Genomic DNA, 20,646 nt, shown 5'->3' on the forward strand with positions numbered 1-20,646 from the left:
GCTGCGTAATTTTACCTTAAACTGTTAAAGGTTTAAGGAATTATGCGGTAAGTCGATTAGAAAATTCTTTAAAGGCTGCGGCTCCCGCAGCCTTTTTTCTTTATGTTTTAATCAGGCGAAAAGAAAGGGTATCAGCCTGTTTGACTGATACCCTTGATTTAAAAGCACTTCCAGCAAAAGTGGGAACCGGTATTAACTGGAATCGCTGTAACCGTCGCTTTCACGCAATGAGAATTACCTAAAAGTTGCGGGTCTCGTTCTTGGTAAGCTCACCGAGAAGCTTTTCCATTTCATCCTCGATACTGTCATCCGGTTTCCCGCCATTTGGAGAGATATCGAGTGAGCCCAGAAGCTCTTCTTCAAAAATATCTACTTCCAGCATTTCAGGTTCGTGACTGGTAGAGCCTGCCGGGCTTTCTGTTTCAAGATCAGCCATGATGGCATCGTGGAAAGCACCACCAAGATCACCAAGATCATCATCTATAGTTTCTGGCTCTGGATTTGACGGAGCTGAAACTTGCTCTGCCTTGAGGGCAGGTGGCGTGAAATCTGGTGCCGATGACGTCGTTACCGCTGGGCTTTGCAAGATGTCACCGATTTCAGGTGCAGGTGCTTTTGCACTCGTCGTCACTTCACGTTCTGGCGTAACACTACCAAGATCGGACACTGCAACTGTTGCTGCAGCTGCTGCAGCGGCACTGGCACCCAGGCCTGAGGTTGAACTCAGAACTCCGCGAGAAACCTGGCTGAGAGGGTAGGCAGGATGCAGGCGTGGTGACTGGGGCTGTTCCGCCGGACGTTCAGCAGGAAGCACAGTGCGCGGCTGCGGCGGATAGTTGGGAGCTGGGCGTGGCGGCTGTGTACGCGCCTGAAAGGCAGGTGCCTCAACCGTTTTTGGTGCCTGAGGGGCAACTGGCGTGACAGGTGGGCGTGGAGGAGCGCGAAACTGCGGCGTTTCAGGGCTCACCTGCTGAGCTGGCGTTTCCCGTACTGGTTCAGGTTTGCGCTGAACCGGTGTTTCAATCGGAGAATTCAGCTGAATGGCTTCACCTTTTTCCACCGACTGCGTCGTGTGTTGCGTGAGAGCCGGGCGGTCTGTCACCTCGGACGTAATGCTCGCCTCATGCTGACGGAAACGCTCTATATGTTCTGCTTCGATACGAACGCTTTGTGAACGCGAATTCGCGCGTGATTCCATGACGATATTCTGTTCAACGACAACGTCAGTAGGGCCGCCGATCAGCAACAGATGTTCAACGTCGTCACGGCGGATCAGAACCAGCTTGCGGCGGCTATCGACTGCTGCTGCATCCATAACTGAAAGTCTTGGCTGGCGTCCAGTTCGACCGTTCGTGGCAAAAGTTCCACCGCTGAAGCGACGAATAATACTCAGAACAACAAAAATTCCGCCTAAAATGATCGCAAAAATAAGGATGAAGCCGACAATATTTGCCGCGCTTTCTCCAACAAGACCGCTGAGCCATTCCTTCATGCGGGTAACCCTCTCATACTAAAACGAATAATGTCCGGTTGACGGAAACCACAAATCCCCGCGCTTCAAATCAACGTGACAACACATGTCCTATAGAACACTAGTTCAATTTACCCTGCTTGGGAATGTTCCATCAATTTGTGAGAAACATATGATCCCCAGCCAAAACAGTGCAAAACAGCTTAGTTGATGCTGTTTTGAGGTCGGCAAGCTTGTGCTGCCGGGCAATTAACGCATTCTGCGAATCGTATATACCCTGCAATATGCGACAAAATCTGGCACAAGACATGAAGCTGGAAAACGATGCAGGGAACGTGATTGGTTTTGCTTGATGAATAAGATAGCGCTTGAGCTGGAAGTAACAGCAAACGGACGATTTGTCGTCCATGCAGTTCAGCCAAACAGCATGAAAGGGCAGTGGGCCTGATGTCGCGACAGACGGACAATAATTATCCGAAACCGCTCGTCATGCCGAAGCGTGGCTCAAGCTCAGCACTGAGGCTCCTGATCATCGGCATAGTGCTGACAGTTGCAGCCCTTGTCTATTTCCTGTTTCGAGACAAGCTAGGTGACGGTTTTGCTATCGTCCTGATGGGCATCCTGTCCATGATCGGCGTGTTCTATCTTTTCGGTGCTGCCACAGGTCTGATTCAGTTCAGCCAGCGCCATGGCGGGCAGGACCTGGCCCATACCTTCATGGATACGCTGCCCGAAGGAACGGTGATTTCGGATTCCCGTGGCCAGATCGTTTACGCCAATAATTCCTATGCCGGCATGACCGGCGTTGCGACTGCCGACGGCGTGCGCTCACTCGACAATATTCTGACGAATGAACCGGCTGCTTCCGACGCCATCTATCGCCTGACAAATGCGGTCCGTGACGGCCTGTCGGGACAGGAAGAAGTACGCATATCGGGCGGTCTTTCACGTGATGGTCACGGCTCTGCCGCCCCGGTCTGGTATCGTATCAAGGCTCGTCCGGTTGATGGCGGGCCAGACTTCAAGGGACAGTTGGTTGCTTGGCAGATTGCGGATATTTCCGATGAACGCGCCGAACAGGAACGCTTCTTTCAGGAACTTCAGGAAGCGATCAACCATCTTGATCATGCACCTGCCGGATTTTTCTCGGCTGATCCGTCGGGTCGCATCATCTATCTCAATGCGACGCTCGCCGAATGGCTTGGCGTCGACCTCACCCAATTCACCCCGGGTTCACTCACACTCAATGATATTGTTGCGGGTAGCGGGATGGCGCTCATCAAGGCCGTCAAGGCGGAGCCGGGCACCAGTCGCAATACGGTCATCGACCTTGATCTGATCAAGCGTAACGGCCAGAGTCTTGCTGTTCGCTTCTATCATCGCGTTCAAGCTGCACGCGACGGAACACGTGGCACAAGTCGCACAATCGTGCTTGATCGCGCCGAGGGTGAAGATTCATCAGCAGCATTGCGTTCTGCCGAAGTGCGGTTCACGCGCTTCTTCAATTCGGCACCGATGGCGATTGCTGCTGTAGATGCTGAAGGGCATACGCTGCGCACCAATGCGCGCTTCCTTGACATTTTTGCACCTGTGGTTGATCGCGATGCCATCGACAACCGCATGAAGCTTGAGAATGTCGTTCACGAACGTGACCGCGAGACTTTCAACAAAGCACTCGCCGCAGCTTTTGCGGGTCAGGCAAGCATTTCTCCGGTCGATACTGTTCTTCCGGGTAATGAAGAGCGTCATATTCGTTTCTATTTAAGTGCTGTCACCGATCTGCGCGAGACCAGCGAAGAAGCTGCCATCATTTCTGCAGTGGAAACCACCGAGCAGAAAGCGCTCGAAAATCAGATGGCGCAAAGCCAGAAGATGCAGGCAGTGGGGCAACTGGCAGGCGGTATCGCCCACGATTTCAACAACGTGTTGACCGCGATTATCATGTCATCGGATTTGCTGTTGAGCAATTATCGCGCTTCTGATCCATCCTTCCCGGACATCATGAACATCAAGCAGAACGCAAATCGTGCGGCTTCTCTCGTGCGTCAGCTACTGGCATTCTCACGCCGTCAGACGCTACGCCCAGAAGTTCTTGACCTTACCGATGTGTTGGCCGATTTGCGCATGCTTCTGGCACGCCTCGTTGGCAAGGATATTGGACTTAAGATTGAACATGGACGCGACGTCTGGCCGGTTAAGGCCGATCTGGGCCAGTTCGAGCAGGTTGCTGTCAATCTGGCCGTAAACGCTCGTGACGCCATGCCTGAAGGTGGCGAGATCACTTTGCGAACGCGCAATGTCAAAGCGTCAGAAGCCGCAAAGCTCAACTATCGAGACTTGCCTGAAGCCGATTATGTCGTCTTTGAAGTTGCAGACAATGGCACTGGCATTCCTGCCGATGTGCTTGAGAAAATCTTCGAACCATTCTTCACCACCAAGGAAGTCGGCAAAGGCACCGGTCTTGGCCTTTCTATGGTCTATGGCATCATCAAGCAGACCGGCGGCTTCATCTATTGCGATTCCGAAGTCGGCAAGGGCACAACCTTCAAGATCTTCCTTCCGCGCCATATCGAAGAAAAGGGCGCAGATAACGCACCGATTGCGGTCAAGGAGAAGAAGGTCGAAAAGGCAACTGACCTTTCCGGCTCCGCGACCGTTCTGCTCGTTGAGGACGAAGACGCGGTTCGCATGGGTGGTGTGCGCGCGTTGCAGTCGCGTGGCTATACAGTCCACGAAGCGGCATCAGGCGTCGAAGCGCTTGAAGTTCTTGAAGAACTGAATGGACAGGTCGATATCGTTGTTTCCGACGTTGTCATGCCTGAAATGGATGGACCGACGCTATTACGCGAATTGCGTAAGACGCATCCGGACATCAAGTTCATCTTTGTTTCAGGTTATGCAGAAGACGCATTTGCGCGCAATCTGCCAGCCGATGCCAAGTTTGGCTTCTTGCCAAAGCCATTCTCTCTCAAACAGTTAGCAACTGCTGTTAAAGAAATGCTGGAGAAAGAAGATTGATGCTTGAGCGCGGTGCGGACAGCGATGCGTGAACGCATAATTGCGATTTTCGGTGGCGGACCTGCAGGGTTATTCGCCGCCGAACGCTTGTCGACACTTGGACATTCCGTAACGGTTTATGAGCAGATGCCAACCGTTGGGCGCAAGTTTTTGCTGGCAGGCAAATCCGGTCTGAACATCACACATTCCGAAGAATTTGCGCAATTCGCGCAGCGCTACGGCATGAGCAACGATCCCCTGTTGCCAGCTTTACAACAGTTCACACCGGAGAATTTACGCGACTGGGCCGATGCGCTCGGCGCAGAAAGTTTTGTCGGCTCCTCCGGCCGCGTATTTCCCAAAGCCATGAAAGCTTCGCCTTTGCTGCGCGCGTGGGTACGTCGATTGGAAGCACAAGGCGTTAAAATCCTGACCCGGCAAAAATGGATAGGCTTCGATTCTGGTAGGCCTCTCGTGCAAACGCCAAATGGAATTGAACTTGTTTCGTGCGATGCCGCACTGTTTGCCTTCGGAGGCGCAAGCTGGCCCAAGCTGGGTTCCAATGGCGCATGGAGTGGAATATTCGAGGGGCAGGGCATCCGGATTACGCCGATGCGTCCGGCCAATTGCGGTTTCGATGTTGCCTGGAGTGGCGTCTTTTCCGAGCGCTTCGCAGGCGAGCCTGTCAAGTCGGTGACGATCACCAGCAAGGCAGGAACAACACAAGGCGAGTTTGTGATTACGCGCGGCGGCGTGGAAGGCAGCCTTGTCTATACACATTCAGCTGCTTTGCGCGATGACCTTGAACGCGACGGCCATGCCAACCTCATTCTCGATCTTGCGCCGGGCCGTACGCTTGAACGGCTGAAACTTGATATTTCGCTTCAGGATAAGAAGCTAAGTATTAGTAATATATTGCGAAAGGGCGCTGGCCTTAAGGGTGTCAAAGCAGCACTTGTGCTTGAGTTTCAGCGCGAAAAAGACCCCGCCAAACTGGCGCAGACTATCAAGTCACTGGAAGTGCCACTCCTTCGTCCACGCCCCATTGAGGAAGCCATATCTTCTGCGGGCGGCATAGAATGGAGCGAAATCGATGAGCATTATATGCTCAAAAAACTGCCCAGCATGTTTGTTGCTGGCGAGATGATCGACTGGGAAGCACCGACGGGCGGCTATCTTCTCACCGCATGTTTTGCGATTGCGAAGGCCGCAGCAGAAGGCATGGATAACTGGCTCTCAAGAGGCAGTTAGACGCCTCACTATTCAGGCTCATGGGAGGGAATATGATACGCTTTTTGAAGATTGCCGGTTCCATTGTCCTCTTAAGCCTGCTGGGTGTCGTCTTATGGCTCGGCTTTCGGCCACCGGAGCTTCTTAAAGTCGGCACCGGCTATGCCGCAAAAATCGTCTGCTCCAATGTGTTTCTGGCAAACCGCAACCCGCAGGAAGTGCTTGCACTTGATGTGCAGGCGCCCGGCCACCCGCTTCTGAAGTTTGTCGATGTTTCGGTCGATAACTCCGGCGAGACAGTAACTGCACATATCTTTGGCTTCTTCGCGCCAAACAAGGCCGTCTATCGTCCGGGCCTTGGCTGCGCCAACGTACATGGTACGGATCTGCGTCCTCAACTGACAACGCCCATGGATGCGGCCGCTCTCATAGCCGACATCAATATCAACCCGGCAGTTCAAAGCATCATCGAAAAACCGGCATTTGCAGGCCCCGGTATGCGTGCCATCGCTGTGCTGAAAGACGGCCAGATCGTCGCCGAAACCTATGCGCAGGGCTTTGATGCCGATACGCCTCTCTTGGGCTGGTCCATGACGAAATCCGTTATGGCAACACTGATTGGTATGCGCATTTCGGAAGCCAAAATGGACCTTCAGCGCGACCATCTTCTGCCAGAGTGGGAAGGTGACGACCGTTCGAATATCAAGCTTGCCGATCTTCTTGGGATGCAGAGCGGCCTTAAATTCGATGAAGACTATGGCAACGTTACCGACGTAACACGTATGCTTTTCCTCGAAAATAATATGACAGAATTTGCTGCCTCTTTACCGCTTGAAGCGCAACCTGGAACGAAGTTCAACTATTCGAGCGGCACGGCGAACATCCTGTCAAAGCTCTATATGGAAAGCTTCGACACGCCTGAAGAAGCATTTAACTACGCGCAGAAAGTGCTCTTTGAACCATTGGGTATTGCAAGTGCTACACTGGAAGCGGATGCGAGCGGTATCTTCGTTGGCTCATCTTATCTTTATGCCAATGCGCGTGACTGGCTCTCCATCGCCCGCCTTCTGCTTGATAAGGGCAAAGTCGGCGACAAGCAGCTCTTGAGCGAGGATTTTGTCCGCCTGATGCAGACGCCAGCCCCAGCATCGCAGGGGCGTTACGGATCGGCTCAGACATGGCTGCAAAGCGCTGGAATTCAAGCGGGTACAGAAGGCATCCCGGCAGATGCCTTCTGGATGTCGGGCCATGATGGCCAGAGCCTGATCATTGTACCTTCGATGAACCTGGCCATCATTCGCCTTGGTCTCACACCGTTGCGCACGGGTTACAAGGTTCCCGAACTTCAGGCCGCTATCATCAAGGCTTTGCAGTGACTGCAGGCAAATCCGCAAGACTGAGCTTGCGGAAATCGCCGCCGCTTGGATTCTGGAACGGATAGAGGCCGAATTCCGGCATCACTGCATAGAGATGGTCGAAAATATCGGACTGGATCTGTTCGTAAGATGCCCAGACGGTCGTATTGGTGAAACAGTAGATTTCGAGCGGCAAACCATCCGGCGTCGGGTCCATCTGGCGCACGAGCAGGGTCATGCCCTTGTGAACGCCGGGATGGTTCCGCAGATAGGTCTCTACATAAGCGCGGAACGTGCCAATATTGGTGAAGCGACGTGTATTGACCGGGTTCTTTGCCTTGTCGCCAAGCTTCGCATTCCAGTCGGCAATTTCCTTTTCCTTCTTCGACAGGTAGCCTGTGAGCTGATCGATGGAGGTAAGGCTTTGAAGTTCACCTTCGCTTAGAAAGCGTATGGTCGCCTGATCGATAAACAACGCTCGTTTGATACGTCGGCCACCAGACTGCTGCATTCCGCGATAGTTTTTCATCGGCTCAGTGATGAGTTTACGGATGGGAATAGTAGTGATTGTCTTATCGAAGTTCTGTACCTTCACCGTATAAAGTGCGATCTCGACCACATCGCCATTGGCGTCGAGATTTTTCATCTCAATCCAATCTCCGACGCGAACCATGTTCGATGAAGCAATCTGCATACTGGCAACCAGTGAGAGCAGCGTATCCTGAAACACTAGAATAAGAACCGCAGCCATGGCACCCACACCAGACAGCAGGATCACAGGCGATCGATCAAGAAGCGTCGCGATGATCAACACGATCGCAATAATGTAGATTACGAGCTTGCTAACCTGAATATAGCCCTTGATCGGTCGGTCTTTGGACTCTTCCCGGCGGCTATAAAGCGTATCAACCACACTCAGAACAGCGCTTACCGTGAAAGCCAGCGTCAGAATAATAAATGCAGTCGCTACATTGCTGATTACCGTCAGCGCAGTTTGAGGCAATTCAGGTACAGCTGCGATGCCCGACGAAATGATCAACGCAGGAACGATATTGGCCAGATGCCCAATCACGCCGTTTTTCTTGAGTTCTTCGTCCTGACCGAAAGGTGTTCGTTGAACGATCCTATCTAGAACCTTCAATAGTATCGCTTTGATAAGGAAGTTTGCGACAAACGCCGCAAGAAAAAGACCGCCAAGTGACGCAACCGTCTGCGCCCAGGGATGGGCAATAAAGAATTCCGACAATAGATTTTCCTGAACGAACTAAACCAAATGATCTGGTGATTGTGAAACAGTGGTAATTGGATGAACTTCTGAAATCAACCTTTGTACCTCATTTCAAATAAAAGCCCCGGCCAGAGGCCAGGACTTTTACCCATACAGTACTCAAGGATATAGCTTTACTGCGCAGGAGCAGGTGTTGCTGGCGCTGGAGCAGGATCAGCCGTCGGCGCGTCTGTCGCCGGAGTCTTTGTCTCACCTGTTGCGGCTTTATCCGCTACACCGTCGGCAAAGAGTGCCGAACGATCAAAAGTCGGTGCCTCGGTCAGCTGCTCCTTCGTGGCCTTGATAACCAACCACTTTTTGCCGTCGCTTCGCGTTGCAAGCTGCAACTGATCAGGGCTCACGGCAACGTCCTTCTCGCCGACACCAAGGAAGCCACCGACACCAATCACGGCTGCCTGAATTTCACCTTCAGGGCTGGTGATCAAATCGTTGAGCTTGCCAACAGAGGCAGCATCGGCTGCGTCGCTCTCATAAACGGTTTGACCGATAAAGCTTGATACAAGGAGTTGTCCATCCTTCGGCTCAACAAAGCCAACCTTATCGGCATCTTCAGAAGGCGGGCTGCCAAACATGTTCTGAGATGAAACTGGAAGCTCTGCTGCTGCAGGCGCTGCTTCTGTCGGCGCCGGAGTTGCAGTCTGTGCAAAAGCTGATCCACCGATAAACAGTGCACACGTCGTTGTCAGAAGTGTTGTTCTAAGCATAACCATCTCCTTTATACGCTCGGTTGCATTAGTTGAACGTAGAGATGTGCATTGAGTTCCGAAATTTTTAAAAATTTTATGAAAAATTGAGATGTTGATGAGAAATATAAATCAGCAAAGAATATACTATAGAAACAAAACAGGCCGGTTTTACCCGGCCTGCCTTTTATATTTAATCTAACTGAAGATTAACTGCAGCCACTTGTAGCACCACATGTATCACACTTAAGGCAGGTGCCGTTACGGACCATTGTGAAGTTCTGGCACTCCGTGCAGCTGTCACCCGTATAGCCCTGCATCATCGATTTAATACGGCGATCAGCTTCAATCTTCTTGGCCGCGTTTGTCGTTTCTGCTCGAGCAGATGCCGCATCAGCTGCAGCCTTGTCAGAAAACAGCTCAGTCGCTGCCTGATTTTCTGACTGGGCCGCTGGGGTTGGCTGCTCTTCAAACTCACGCTTGAATGCCGTTGCACCGTCTGTCACCAGACCAACAGTGCCAGCGCGAGGAGAAGAGGACTTCAACGTCGTCACATTCGAACCTTGTGGCGCGGATGTAACCGATCCCTTCGATTCATTTCCCGGCTGAGTGTTTGATACCAAGGTCGGCTTGTAGCCACGCGTCCAGCCAGTTGAAACGAGGTTGGTCTTACCTTCCTGGATGCCCTTACCAAGCGCCGTGTTGGAGAAATCACTCGTATCGACATGAGCGAGATCGTTTCGGCCAAGATAGGATACAGCCAGTTCGCGGAAGACATAGTCGATGATCGACGTTGCCGTCTTGATCGCATCGTTGCCGATGACCATGCCAGCAGGCTCAAACTTCGTGAAGGTAAATGCCTCGACATATTCTTCGAGCGGCACGCCATATTGAAGACCGAGCGATACGGCGATAGCAAAATTGTTCATCATTGCACGGAAAGCGGCGCCTTCCTTATGCATATCGATGAAGATTTCGCCAAGACGACCGTCACCAAACTCACCGGTGCGCAGGTAAACCTTGTGGCCACCAACAACGGCCTTCTGCGTATAACCCTGACGACGGTTCGGCAGCTTGTCACGCTCGTGAACGATTTTTTCGATAACCTTTTCAACAACGCGCTCTGTGATCTGAACAGCACGAGCAGCTGCAGGTGCTTCGATCAGTGCTTCAACCGCATCATCTTCGTCCTCGTCGTCAGCGATAAGCGATGCATTGAGCGGCTGTGAAAGCTTGGAGCCGTCGCGATAAAGTGCATTGGCCTTGAGCGCGAGCTTCCACGAGAGCATGTAAGCGCTCTTGCAGTCTTCAACAGTCGCTTCATTCGGCATGTTAATCGTCTTCGAAATCGCACCGGAAATGAACGGCTGTGCTGCGGCCATCATCCAGATGTGGCTTTCAACCGAAAGATAGCGCTTGCCGATCTTGCCGCAAGGATTGGCGCAATCAAACACAGCATAATGCTCTTGCTTGAGGAAAGGGGCACCTTCAAGCGTCATCGCACCGCAAACATGAACGTTTGCTGCTTCGATTTCCTTCTTCGCAAAACCGAGTGCCGGAAGCATTTCAAACGAGAAATCATTGAGCTGCTCATCGGTAAGCTTCAACACGTCCTTGCAGAAATCTTCGCCAAGCGTCCACTTATTGAAAGCGAACTTGATGTCGAACGCACTCTTGAGGGCTGCGTTGAGTGTCTCAATCTTTTCGTCAGTAAAGCCCTTGGCCTTCAGTGTCGAAGGATTGACGCCCGGTGCCTGATTAAGGTTGCCGTGACCAACTGCATAAGCTTCGATTTCAGCAATCTGGCTTTCCGAATAGCCGAGCGTGCGTAGCGCTTCAGGCACAGCGCGATTGATGATCTTGAAGTAACCGCCGCCAGCAAGCTTCTTGAACTTCACCAGTGCAAAGTCAGGTTCAATACCAGTGGTATCGCAATCCATGACAAGGCCGATGGTGCCAGTTGGCGCGATAACAGTCGCCTGTGCATTGCGGTAACCGTGCTGCTGTCCAAGTTCCAGCGCTTTGTCCCATGCAGCACGTGCATGAGCGATCATGTCCTGATCAGGACAATCTTCAGCAATCAGGCCAACCGGATTAACAGCAAGACCTTCATAGCCGTCGTTCTCGCCGTAGGCGGCGCGGCGGTGATTGCGAATGACGCGCAACATGCTTTCGGCATTTGGCTCATAGCTCGGGAAGGTTCCCAGTTCCTTGGCCATTTCAGCCGAAGTGGCATAGGCCACACCAGTCATGATAGCGGTGAGGGCACCGCAGATCGCACGACCTTCATCGGAGTCGTAAGGAATACCAGACGTCATCAGCAAACCGCCGATATTGGCATAGCCAAGGCCGAGCGTGCGGTATTCGTAAGAGAGACGAGCAATTTCCTTGGAAGGAAACTGCGCCATCATCACCGAAATTTCGAGAACCATTGTCCAGAGACGTGCAGTGTGTTCATACGCTGCAATGTCGAACGAGCCGTCCTTGTTGCGATAGGTCAGCAGGTTGATTGACGCCAGATTACAAGCCGTGTCATCAAGGAACATATATTCCGAGCACGGATTGGACGCACGGATTGGACCAGCCGCAGGGCAGGTGTGCCAATCGTTCATCGTGGTATTGAAGTGAAGCCCCGGATCAGCCGAAGCCCAGGCGGCATAACCAATCTTTTCCCAAAGATCGCGCGCCTTGAGGGTCTTCATGACGCGGCCATCGCGACGTGCGGTCAGGTTCCAATCGCTGTCATTTTCAACGGCGCGCAGGAACCCATCCTTGAGCGATACCGAGTTGTTCGAGTTCTGGCCTGAAACAGTCAGATAGGCTTCTGAATCCCAGTCCGTGTCATAGGTCTTGAACTGAATGTCCGTATAACCCTGACGCGCGAACTGAATAACGCGCTTAACATAGTTTTCAGGAACCTGATTCTTCTTTGCAGCCTTGATTTCGCGCTTGAGAGCCGGGTTCTTAGAAGCATCAAAGCAGTCGTCATTGTCGGCTTCGCAATTGACACAAGCCTTCATGATCGCAGCCAGATGCTGCTTGACGATCTTGGAACCGGTTACGAGGGCAGCAACCTTCTGCTCTTCCTTCACCTTCCAGTCGATATAGTCTTCAATATCAGGATGGTCGACATCAACAACCACCATCTTGGCGGCGCGGCGGGTTGTGCCGCCTGATTTAATCGCGCCCGCTGCCCGGTCGCCGATCTTGAGGAAGCTCATAAGACCCGACGACTTGCCGCCGCCTGAAAGCTTTTCGCCCTCGCCACGCAGATGGGAGAAATTGGAACCCGTGCCGGAGCCATATTTGAAGAGGCGCGCTTCACGAACCCAGAGGTCCATGATGCCACCTTCATTGACGAGGTCATCGCCAACCGACTGAATGAAGCAGGCATGCGGCTGCGGATGTTCGTAAGCGGACTTCGATTTCGTCAGCTTGCCGGTCTGCCAGTCAACATAGAAGTGGCCCTGACCAGGACCGTCGATACCATAGGCCCAATGCAGACCCGTATTGAACCATTGCGGGCTGTTTGGTGCCACACGCTGCGTTGCCAGCATATAAGCGAGCTCGTCGCGGAAAGCGTTCGCATCTTCTTCGGAATTGAAATAACCGCCCTTCCAGCCCCAATAGGTCCAGGTGCCGGCCAGGCGGTCGAAAACCTGACACGCATCCATTTCAGAACCGAAACGCTCATTCTCAGGAAGCTTGGACAGGGCGTCTTCATCCGGAACAGAGCGCCAGAGCCACGATGGAACATCGTTCTCTTCAACCTTTTTCAGACGGGCAGGGACACCGGCTTTGCGGAAATATTTCTGGGCAAGAATGTCTGCAGCCACCTGACTGAACTGCGCCGGAACATTGATGTTCTCAAGGCGAAATACGACAGAGCCATCGGGATTCTTGATCTCACTCGTCGCCGTGCGGAATTCGATCTCCGCATAGGCCGACTGGTTTTCTTTTGTGAAACGGCGTTCGATCTTCATCTGTCCCATCCAAACGTTCTATATATAGTAGCTGGACTGATAAATTTCAGCCCCGGCGCGCCAGCCACGGTATGTGTCTCGCATATTTGTTTCGAACGTCCTCCCATGCGGGAGGGCAATCAGGTTAAGGAGCGTATGCTCCCCGAAAATTCACTCAGACATAACACCTCGAGAGAGGCATGTCTGACATTCCAGCCATTTGGCCAGCTTATTCAAACTTGTATGAGCTTGCGGATAAGTTTTCACTATCTGGTATGTTATCATGATTGGAAATACTAAATCTAGTATTAATACGACATCGACACCAACAAAACTCATTCCTATTGCAGAGCTAACGTCCTGAATTTCCGACGCAAAAAATCTCGCGCGATACACGTCTCTTCGACGCAACGCCCGCTCTGAACTCGACAAATTTGAAGAAAAGACCGACTGAATCTTTACGCTCGGCCACGCTACTTACGCAACGACACTTTCATAAAAAACGACTCGGCCATGAGCGTCAAGCATTGGTTTACTATAAGGCGGCAGACGCTAGATATTGTGAGAAAGCTTTGCGGGGAAATGTGGATAACGGGGAGAATGACAGTTATATGAAAGACAGCTCAGTTTATTGCGAGACACATGCTGATCCGCAACACTGGAGCGAGTTTCGGTCTGATTGAAACAAACCAGCGCTCTATTTTCTGGTCATAAAGTATTTCCAGCAAAAAATTGCGAAGCGGTTTTGCGTAGGATAATGCGTCAAAATAAATAGTTACAGCGGTTCAGTCTTAACTGGAACCGCTGTAAGAAACACCTCACCGGAACGCCAATATATGTTTTGGGAATAGTCTGGAATAATCATTAGAGCGGTCCAAGCCCCGCATAGCGAGTATTATTCAGCGGCAATGGCCATACGCGAACCATCAAAATCCAGCAGAATGCGCTTAAGATCAACTTCATCCACCCGTTCAGCCGCCTCACGCGGCGAAACCCACTCGCAAACACGTTGATCACGTTCCGGCCAGTCTTTAGCGCGCTCAGCAAAATGCAGGGCGTAGACAGCAACCGTAAACTGGTTGATGCATTCCGGCGGTAGATCATTCTTGCAGTAATCGAAGCTACCAATAGGCTGAGATGTTATCTCGCCGCGTATGCCAGCTTCCTCGAACGCCTCACGAGCAGCTGTTTCTGCCAGCGTGCGACCGACTTGAGGCCATCCCTTAGGGATCACCCAACGGCCGGTTCCGCGACTGGTAATGACAAGAACCTGCAATTCATGCGCTTCGTAGCGGTACACAAGTGCCGCAACTTGCTGCAAACGACCGGAAGGCGTCAGAATACGCTTTTCCGTTGCAACAAATTTTTTGGCCTGTGTTTTCACTGCGAAAGTCCCACCATTTTCCAAACAGAATGGATTGATTCGCCAAAATGACAATGAATTTGTTCGACAACGCCTCACAATAAAAAGCGAAAAATGCTTTTATTTTTAAGGGCTTGCTGAAATTAACGGTCGCACGGCTTCAAATCAGTACCGTGCAGTCCGCCTCCATCTGATTTCGGCAGACTTTCAATATAGTGTGATTGCGGCGGTTTTACCACCGCAATCCGCTTTCATTTGTTTTCGTTTACCCGCGTTTTCCGCCAGCAATTGGTTCCTGATAGGTAAAGCCCATATCCCATGGGAAATAAATCCAGGTATCCTGCGAAACTTCGGTCACGAATGTATCGACAAGCGGGCGGCCCTTTGGCTTCGCATAAACAGTCGCAAAATGCGCCTTTGGCATCATTTCGCGGACGATAGCCGCGGTCTTGCCTGTGTCCGTCAGATCATCGACGACAATCACGCCTTCACCATCATTTTCGAGAAGTGGAGCACTGATTCCCTTGAGAACCTCCATCTCGCCCTGCGATGTATAATCATGATAAGATGCAACGCAGACCGTTTCGATCAAACGGATGCCGAGCTCGCGGCAAACGATAGCGGCTGGGACCAATCCGCCACGCGTGATCGCGACAATGGCACGCCATTCGCGGTCCATATCGGCGATGCGCCAGGCGAGGGCGCGGGCATCACGGTGGAACTGATCCCAGGAAACGGGAAAGGCTTTATCGGGCAACGACATCGAAACGCTCCATGGAAAATCCGGGAGTTTCACTCCGGACCTGTCAAACCAAAAATGCGCGATGGCTGTTGCCAGTCGCGCTGAACTGTCTGGATCTGCAGCTTTCCTTCATGCGCGCACAGCACTCTAAATGCATGCAGCACAAGTATAGAAAGGCTTTCCGCCCGGCAATTTCAGCGCCGGGAAATGCTGATAACCGCAAATAAGCCTATCTTGCAAGAGCGGCGTGTGATCGCAGCCCCCGCTAATAACTAAAATTGAACTAAATAATTGCTGGAAACTAAACGTCGGCCTGCGGGAACAGGCCGACGTTTCGAGAAAATGATTTAACGCGAAAAAAGCGTCAGGATCGGCAAATCATTAAGCATCGCACGGGTCACGCCACCAAAAACGAGTTCACGGAGCCTGGAGTGGCTATAAGCCCCCATGACTAAAAGGTCTGCACGTTCTGCAATAATATGCTCACGCACTACATCCTGTGCATAACGATTATGCGACGGAAGCGGAGTTATACTGATGTCCAGCCCATGACGCGACAGAGCCTCGGCAAGCTCGCTTCCAGCAAGTGCTTCGTCTTCGCCTTCGCGTTCTGGGGGATCGACCCAGATAATTTCAGTCCGCCTTGCATGCTTCATCAGAGGGAGAGCATCAAAAGTCGCACGCGCCGCCTCACGCTTGCCATTAAACGCCACAACGATGCGATCCAGCGCCTCCATCGTGTGAACTGGTGCATAGGGCACCAACAATACTGGACAGCTGGAGTTAAACACCAGTGTATCGGCAGTTTCATCGTTGGTTGCGGGATCGTCTGGGTCAGGTTGACCCGCCACGAGCAATTCCGCACCCAGACATGACGTCAGAACACCATCAGCTGCGGTCCCTGTTTCGGAACGGGTAACGCGAAATTCGTGATTGGCACCCTGACGACGCATCTCTTCTTCGAAAAGGTGCTTTAGACGCTCCGATATTTCCTTATGCTGCTTGTCATGCAGCTCAAACATGCCCGGATCAATGAATCCGTTGGGATCGGCATACACAACAGGAGAGGGAACAGAGTAAAGTCCGATGACGTGCATGTCAGGCATTCTGCGCATCAAAAGCGCAACTGCAGACAAAACCCGCTTCAACTCGGCTTCACTGCGGGAATAGGCGACCACCGTCTTGTAGGACATATCAGTTCTCCTTCCGGCTATATTTCCATTTTATCATATAGAGCATTTCCGGCAAAAGTGTTTCGCGGTTTTGCATTGGATAATGCCTAGAAACAGATAGTTAGAGCTGCTCAATGATCTCCGCTTTAATTCAGGCTGCTCCCTGCGTTTGCAAGGTGATGATCATCGCTTCGATTGCACTTACAGCAAGATCGATTTTTGTCTCATCGCTGCCCCGAACAACCAGCTCGGTGCTAAATCTACCGTTCTCGAATTTCGGATAAGAACCAATGATCGTTTCAGGATTTTCCTTCTGGATCGCCGTAAGCGGCGCACCAATGACGCCTTCGCCAAACGGGCAGGGAACAGCCTTCGACAAAAGTTTGCGCCCTGTTTTAAGCGTCGGCAAAACATTATCGAGCATCGCCTGAAATACCGAAGGTACGCCAGCCATGACATAGACATTGCCGATATGAAAACCGGGGGCTGTCGAGACAGGGTTATCAATATGTTCGGAGCCTTGCGGCATGCGAGCCATACGCTTGCGTGAATCGGTGAACTCCAGCTCACGCTTGGCGTAATTCGCGGCGAGCATTTCCATTGCCTTTTCATCATAAATGCAAGGCACTTCAAAAGCGCGTGACACCGCGTCTGCAGTTATGTCGTCGTGAGTTGGGCCAATGCCGCCTGATGTGAAAACATAATCGAAACCGGGGCGCAAAGCATTAAGAGCCGTAACTATGGCGTCTTCATCGTCTGGAACAATGCGAACTTCTTTGAGATCAATGCCAGCAGCAGTCAGCACATCAGCCAGATGTCCAATATTCTTATCTTTCGTGCGTCCTGAGAGAAGTTCATCGCCAATTGCAAGCATTGCAGCCGTAACGGCTCGCTGCAGGGTATTCGTCATGCCCAGACTCCATTCTGTGTCTTCACAGTTAATCCCCGGCAGACACATGCTGCAACTGATTTTCTCTGCGTTTCAAGCTGGAATCCTCTTGCAAGGCGAGATGCGCGATTATTCGTTTTGCAATAACTTATTTGAGCCGAATTCGTTGCCAGCGATTTGTTGAATTTTTCGGGAACGCTCTTTCAGAAATTTCCACTGTCATCAAAACCAGTTGTTACAAGTGCTGGAAACGGCTTGAATTTGCTTCACAAATCATGACATAGAAACTCTCATGCTGCGGTCGTGGCGAAATTGGTATACGCAACGGACTTAAAATCCGTCGCCTTTTAGGCTTGCGGGTTCAAGTCCCGCCGACCGCACCACCATTCCTATCGGTATATACATACGAGTATAAAACATCACCATTTTACTCATGTTTTGCGTTTCAAGCTTGTTTGCAGCGTTAAAGCCATGTAGCCATGCGCAAATACCGCAGGAAATGCAGAAAGCTGAACAATGACCGCCTTCGTTAAAGCCGTAGCTCAAGCTGAAAATGCAATGCGTGCGCTCTTTCCAGAGACGCCTTTGCAGCTCAATGACTATCTTTCGCGAAAGTACGGTGCGGAAATTTGGCTCAAGCGCGAAGACCTCACACCTGTCCGTTCCTATAAGATACGTGGAGCTTTCAACTTCATTTCGCGTGCCGTAAAGACAGCTGATGAAAAAGCTGTGTTCGTATGCGCCTCGGCCGGCAACCATGCGCAAGGCTTTGCCTTTGCCTGCCGCCATTTTGGCCGCAAGGGCGTGGTTTTCATGCCTGTCACAACGCCACAGCAGAAAATCGACAAAACCCGCACATTCGGTGCGGAGTTTATCGAAATCAAGCTTATCGGCGATATTTTCGATGTCTGCTATGCGGCCTCGCAAGAGTTTGCTGAAGCCCATAAGGGCGTGATGGTGCCGCCCTTCGACCATACAGGCATCATCGAAGGGCAGGCGACTGTAGCACTCGAAATCGAACGACAGCTGCCAGACAATAAGAAGCCGGATTTTGTATTCTTGCCCGTTGGTGGCGGGGGGCTGTCTGCAGGCGTAACCCAATATTTTTCAGCGCTTGGCTGGAAGACTGCCTATCGCTTTGTCGAACCAAAGGGTGCGGCTAGCCTGAAAGGCAGTCTTGAAGCTGGCAAACGGATCAAGCTTACTGAGGTCGATAATTTCGTCGATGGTGCAGCTGTTGCAGAACTTGGAAAAGAAAACTTCAAGCTTCTCAAAGAGTTCGATAAAAACGTTGTCATCACGGTTCCGGAAAACCGTTTGTGTTCAACGATCATCGAGATGCTCAACATCGAGGGTGTTGTTCTGGAGCCTGCTGGTGCGCTCGGAATTGATGCACTGAAGGATTTCAAGAAAAGCGAACTCAAAGGCAAGCGTATTGTCATTGTCGTGTCGGGCGGAAATTTCGATTTTGAACGCCTGCCAGATGTTAAAGAACGGGCACTTCGCTATGAAGGCCTGAAGAAATACTTCATTTTCCGCTTCCCGCAGCGTCCGGGTGCGCTTCGTTCGTTCCTCGATCTGCTTGGCCCTGAAGATGACGTTGCACGCTTTGAATATTTGAAAAAGTCTGCGCGCAATTTTGGTTCAGTACTGATTGGCATCGAAACCAAAGACGCTGGCAACTTCAAGATTTTGGAAAAGAAGTTTGCAGAAGCAGGCTGGGCTTATCAGGATATTACAGACAATCAGGTGCTTGCTGATTTCATCATCTGATTGGTGTTCAAACAGAAATCATTTGCTTTTTTGGGAAAAGCACCCCATATGGCCGACTAGGCGCATGGGCTGAACTATTTCAGCTCTCCCGGAATCGGACTCGTTGCGTCTCGCCTCTTGCAATCAGAATGGTCTGAGAGCAGGGGAGACCCGGCTGGTTTCGGGCACGGCAGCGCAAGTCGACCGGTGTTTTCCGGCGTCCCGTCGTATCATCACAAAATTACCCTTCGGCAAGTTGCGCTTGTCCGAAATTTTAAAGCGGACTGCTATTAAGCGGTGCCGCCGAAAGAGATTGAATTGACTATCGAAACTATTGGCGAAAACACCGGCGGCTTTGCCGCTCTGGGTGTCACGGGCGTTTTGCTTAAGGGCGTTGAAGCCGCTGGCATGACCGAACCAAAGCCTATTCAGACACAGGCCATTCCGCATCAGCTGGAAGGCCGCGATATTCTGGGTATTGCTCAGACCGGCTCGGGCAAAACCGCTGCATTCAGCCTGCCTATTCTCCAGAAGATCATTGCACTTGGCGACAAGCGCAAAGGCAAGACTGCGCGCGCGCTGATCCTTGCACCGACACGCGAACTCGCTGTGCAGATCGAAGAAACGATCCGCACGGTTGCCAAGCAGGCGCATGTTTCAACTGCACTTATTCTCGGCGGTGTGTCGCGACTGAGCCAGATCAAGCGTATGCAGGGCGGCGTTGACGTTCTCATCGCAACGCCAGGCCGTTTGACAGATCTCGTACGCGAAAATTGCGTTGATCTGTCAGAAACCCGCTGGCTGGTTCTCGATGAAGCCGACCGTATGCTCGACATGGGCTTCATCAATGATGTGAAGCGCATTGCCAAAGGCACGCATAAGAACCGCCAGACAGCTCTGTTCTCGGCAACCATGCCAAAGGAAATCGCAACGCTCGCACAGAGCCTTCTGCGCGATCCTGTACGGGTTGAAGTTGCACCACAGGGTACAACTGCTGCTGAAATCACGCAGGTCGTGCATCCGGTGCCTACCAAGGACAAGCGTCGTCTTCTCTCAGGTCTGTTGTCGGATCAGACTCTGAAGTCGGTTATCGTCTTCACACGCACCAAACATGGTGCCGATGCTGTTGTTCGCCATCTGGAACGCGATGGTTTTAATGTTGCAGCTATTCACGGCAACAAATCGCAGAATGCCCGCCAGCGTGCGCTGAATGGCTTCCGCGATGGCTCATTGCGCATTCTGGTTGCAACCGACATTGCAGCACGCGGCATCGACGTTCCGGGTATCAGCCATGTCGTCAATTACGACCTGCCAGACGAACCGGAAACCTATGTGCACCGTATTGGTCGTACTGGCCGTAACGGCGCAAGCGGCGCTTCGATCACGCTTTACGATCAGGCAACGGAAGATTCGAAGCTCCGTGCTGTTGAACGCGTCACGCGTAACAAGCTGACGATCAAGGAAGCTCCGGTTAAGCTTGCACCAGCACCGGCAGCAAGAGCTGACGACGACCAGAAGCCACAGCAGAACCGCAGACCCGGTTCGCATAGCGTGCCGCAGAAGCACCGTCGTCCAGCAAGCAAGATGGCGCAAAAGTCCGGTGAACATCGTGCAAATCCTGCTGCCAAGCCAGCCGCTGGTGAAGGCGCTGCAAAGCCAAAACGTCCATTCCATCGCAAGCGTCGCGATGGCGGTGGTGGCCAGCGCGTAGCTTAATTTTTAGAGCGCATCCCGAAAAGTGT

General features: G+C 51.9%; 12 protein-coding genes, 1 tRNA gene and 1 pseudogene. 6 read left to right on the forward strand and 8 right to left on the reverse strand.

What is annotated here, in order from left to right; all coding sequences use genetic code 11:
• Positions 1-238: 238 nt before the first annotated feature.
• Entirely contained in the window at positions 239-1,492 is a 1,254-nt protein-coding gene (locus OIV19_RS06365) for a flagellar biosynthetic protein FliO (protein ID WP_264231034.1), read from the reverse strand.
• Between the two features lie 426 nt (positions 1,493-1,918).
• On the opposite strand from OIV19_RS06365, the gene cckA reads away from it, so the two are divergent.
• Genes cckA through OIV19_RS06380 form a run of 3 tightly spaced genes read left to right on the forward strand, consistent with a single transcriptional unit; the run spans position 1,919 to position 7,074 of the window.
• Positions 1,919-4,489 (forward strand): cell cycle histidine kinase CckA, encoded by a 2,571-nt coding sequence (gene cckA, locus OIV19_RS06370; RefSeq protein ID WP_095446655.1) that lies wholly within the window; start codon positions 1,919-1,921, stop codon positions 4,487-4,489.
• 24 nt (positions 4,490-4,513) lie between these two features.
• Positions 4,514-5,719 (forward strand): TIGR03862 family flavoprotein, encoded by a 1,206-nt coding sequence (locus OIV19_RS06375; protein ID WP_264231035.1) that lies wholly within the window; start codon positions 4,514-4,516, stop codon positions 5,717-5,719.
• A 32-nt stretch (positions 5,720-5,751) separates the two neighbouring features.
• Positions 5,752-7,074, forward strand: a complete 1,323-nt coding sequence (locus OIV19_RS06380) for a serine hydrolase domain-containing protein (RefSeq protein ID WP_264231036.1) — start codon at positions 5,752-5,754, stop codon at positions 7,072-7,074.
• Here OIV19_RS06380 and OIV19_RS06385 read toward each other — a convergent pair.
• From OIV19_RS06385 to OIV19_RS06415, 7 genes are all read right to left on the reverse strand, one after another.
• Positions 7,058-8,299 (reverse strand): mechanosensitive ion channel family protein, encoded by a 1,242-nt coding sequence (locus OIV19_RS06385; protein ID WP_264231037.1) that lies wholly within the window; start codon positions 8,297-8,299, stop codon positions 7,058-7,060. The two genes, OIV19_RS06380 and OIV19_RS06385, sit on opposite strands and share 17 nt — an antisense overlap.
• Before the next feature lie 155 nt (positions 8,300-8,454).
• The gene (locus tag OIV19_RS06390) at positions 8,455-9,045 is read right to left on the reverse strand and encodes a PRC-barrel domain-containing protein (RefSeq protein WP_264231038.1); all 591 of its coding nucleotides are present in this window, start codon (positions 9,043-9,045) and stop codon (positions 8,455-8,457) included.
• A 188-nt stretch (positions 9,046-9,233) separates the two neighbouring features.
• Positions 9,234-13,007, reverse strand: a complete 3,774-nt coding sequence (locus tag OIV19_RS06395; protein ID WP_264231039.1) for a vitamin B12-dependent ribonucleotide reductase — start codon at positions 13,005-13,007, stop codon at positions 9,234-9,236.
• Positions 13,008-13,881: 874 nt separating this feature from the next.
• A complete protein-coding gene (locus tag OIV19_RS06400) occupies positions 13,882-14,370 on the reverse strand; it encodes an NUDIX hydrolase (RefSeq protein ID WP_151094852.1) in 489 nt (162 codons plus the stop codon).
• 244 nt (positions 14,371-14,614) lie between these two features.
• The gene (gpt, locus tag OIV19_RS06405) at positions 14,615-15,112 is read right to left on the reverse strand and encodes a xanthine phosphoribosyltransferase (protein WP_095446661.1); all 498 of its coding nucleotides are present in this window, start codon (positions 15,110-15,112) and stop codon (positions 14,615-14,617) included.
• A 326-nt stretch (positions 15,113-15,438) separates the two neighbouring features.
• Complete coding sequence (locus OIV19_RS06410) at positions 15,439-16,284, reverse strand: universal stress protein (RefSeq protein ID WP_095446663.1); 846 nt, start codon at positions 16,282-16,284, stop codon at positions 15,439-15,441.
• Between the two features lie 130 nt (positions 16,285-16,414).
• On the reverse strand, positions 16,415-17,173 hold the full coding sequence (locus OIV19_RS06415; RefSeq protein ID WP_151094849.1) for a competence/damage-inducible protein A: 759 nt from the start codon (positions 17,171-17,173) through the stop codon (positions 16,415-16,417).
• Between the two features lie 276 nt (positions 17,174-17,449).
• On the opposite strand from OIV19_RS06415, the gene OIV19_RS06420 reads away from it, so the two are divergent.
• The 3 genes and pseudogenes from OIV19_RS06420 (at position 17,450) to OIV19_RS06430 (ending at position 20,620) form a co-directional block, all read left to right on the forward strand.
• Positions 17,450-17,535 (forward strand) — tRNA-Leu (locus OIV19_RS06420).
• 133 nt (positions 17,536-17,668) lie between these two features.
• On the forward strand, positions 17,669-18,925 hold the full coding sequence (gene ilvA, locus OIV19_RS06425) for a threonine ammonia-lyase IlvA (protein ID WP_264231040.1): 1,257 nt from the start codon (positions 17,669-17,671) through the stop codon (positions 18,923-18,925).
• Positions 18,926-18,994: 69 nt separating this feature from the next.
• A pseudogene (locus OIV19_RS06430) lies at positions 18,995-20,620 on the forward strand (DEAD/DEAH box helicase).
• Positions 20,621-20,646: the final 26 nt, after the last annotated feature.

Source organism: Brucella sp. HL-2, from assembly GCF_025846885.2.
Lineage (GTDB): Bacteria > Pseudomonadota > Alphaproteobacteria > Rhizobiales > Rhizobiaceae > Brucella > Brucella quorumnocens.

Bases quoted from the DNA above. Each gene is read 5' to 3' on its own strand.
- OIV19_RS06365 (WP_264231034.1), bottom strand. From the start codon at position 1,492: ATGAAGGAATGGCTCAGCGGTCTTGTTGGAGAAAGCGCGGCAAATATT.
- ilvA (WP_264231040.1), top strand. From the start codon at position 17,669: ATGACCGCCTTCGTTAAAGCCGTAGCTCAAGCTGAAAATGCAATGCGT.
- OIV19_RS06380 (WP_264231036.1), top strand. From the start codon at position 5,752: ATGATACGCTTTTTGAAGATTGCCGGTTCCATTGTCCTCTTAAGCCTG.
- OIV19_RS06410 (WP_095446663.1), bottom strand. From the start codon at position 16,284: ATGTCCTACAAGACGGTGGTCGCCTATTCCCGCAGTGAAGCCGAGTTG.
- OIV19_RS06415 (WP_151094849.1), bottom strand. From the start codon at position 17,173: ATGACGAATACCCTGCAGCGAGCCGTTACGGCTGCAATGCTTGCAATT.
- cckA (WP_095446655.1), top strand. From the start codon at position 1,919: ATGTCGCGACAGACGGACAATAATTATCCGAAACCGCTCGTCATGCCG.
- gpt (WP_095446661.1), bottom strand. From the start codon at position 15,112: ATGTCGTTGCCCGATAAAGCCTTTCCCGTTTCCTGGGATCAGTTCCAC.
- OIV19_RS06390 (WP_264231038.1), bottom strand. From the start codon at position 9,045: ATGCTTAGAACAACACTTCTGACAACGACGTGTGCACTGTTTATCGGT.
- OIV19_RS06375 (WP_264231035.1), top strand. From the start codon at position 4,514: ATGCGTGAACGCATAATTGCGATTTTCGGTGGCGGACCTGCAGGGTTA.
- OIV19_RS06395 (WP_264231039.1), bottom strand. From the start codon at position 13,007: ATGAAGATCGAACGCCGTTTCACAAAAGAAAACCAGTCGGCCTATGCG.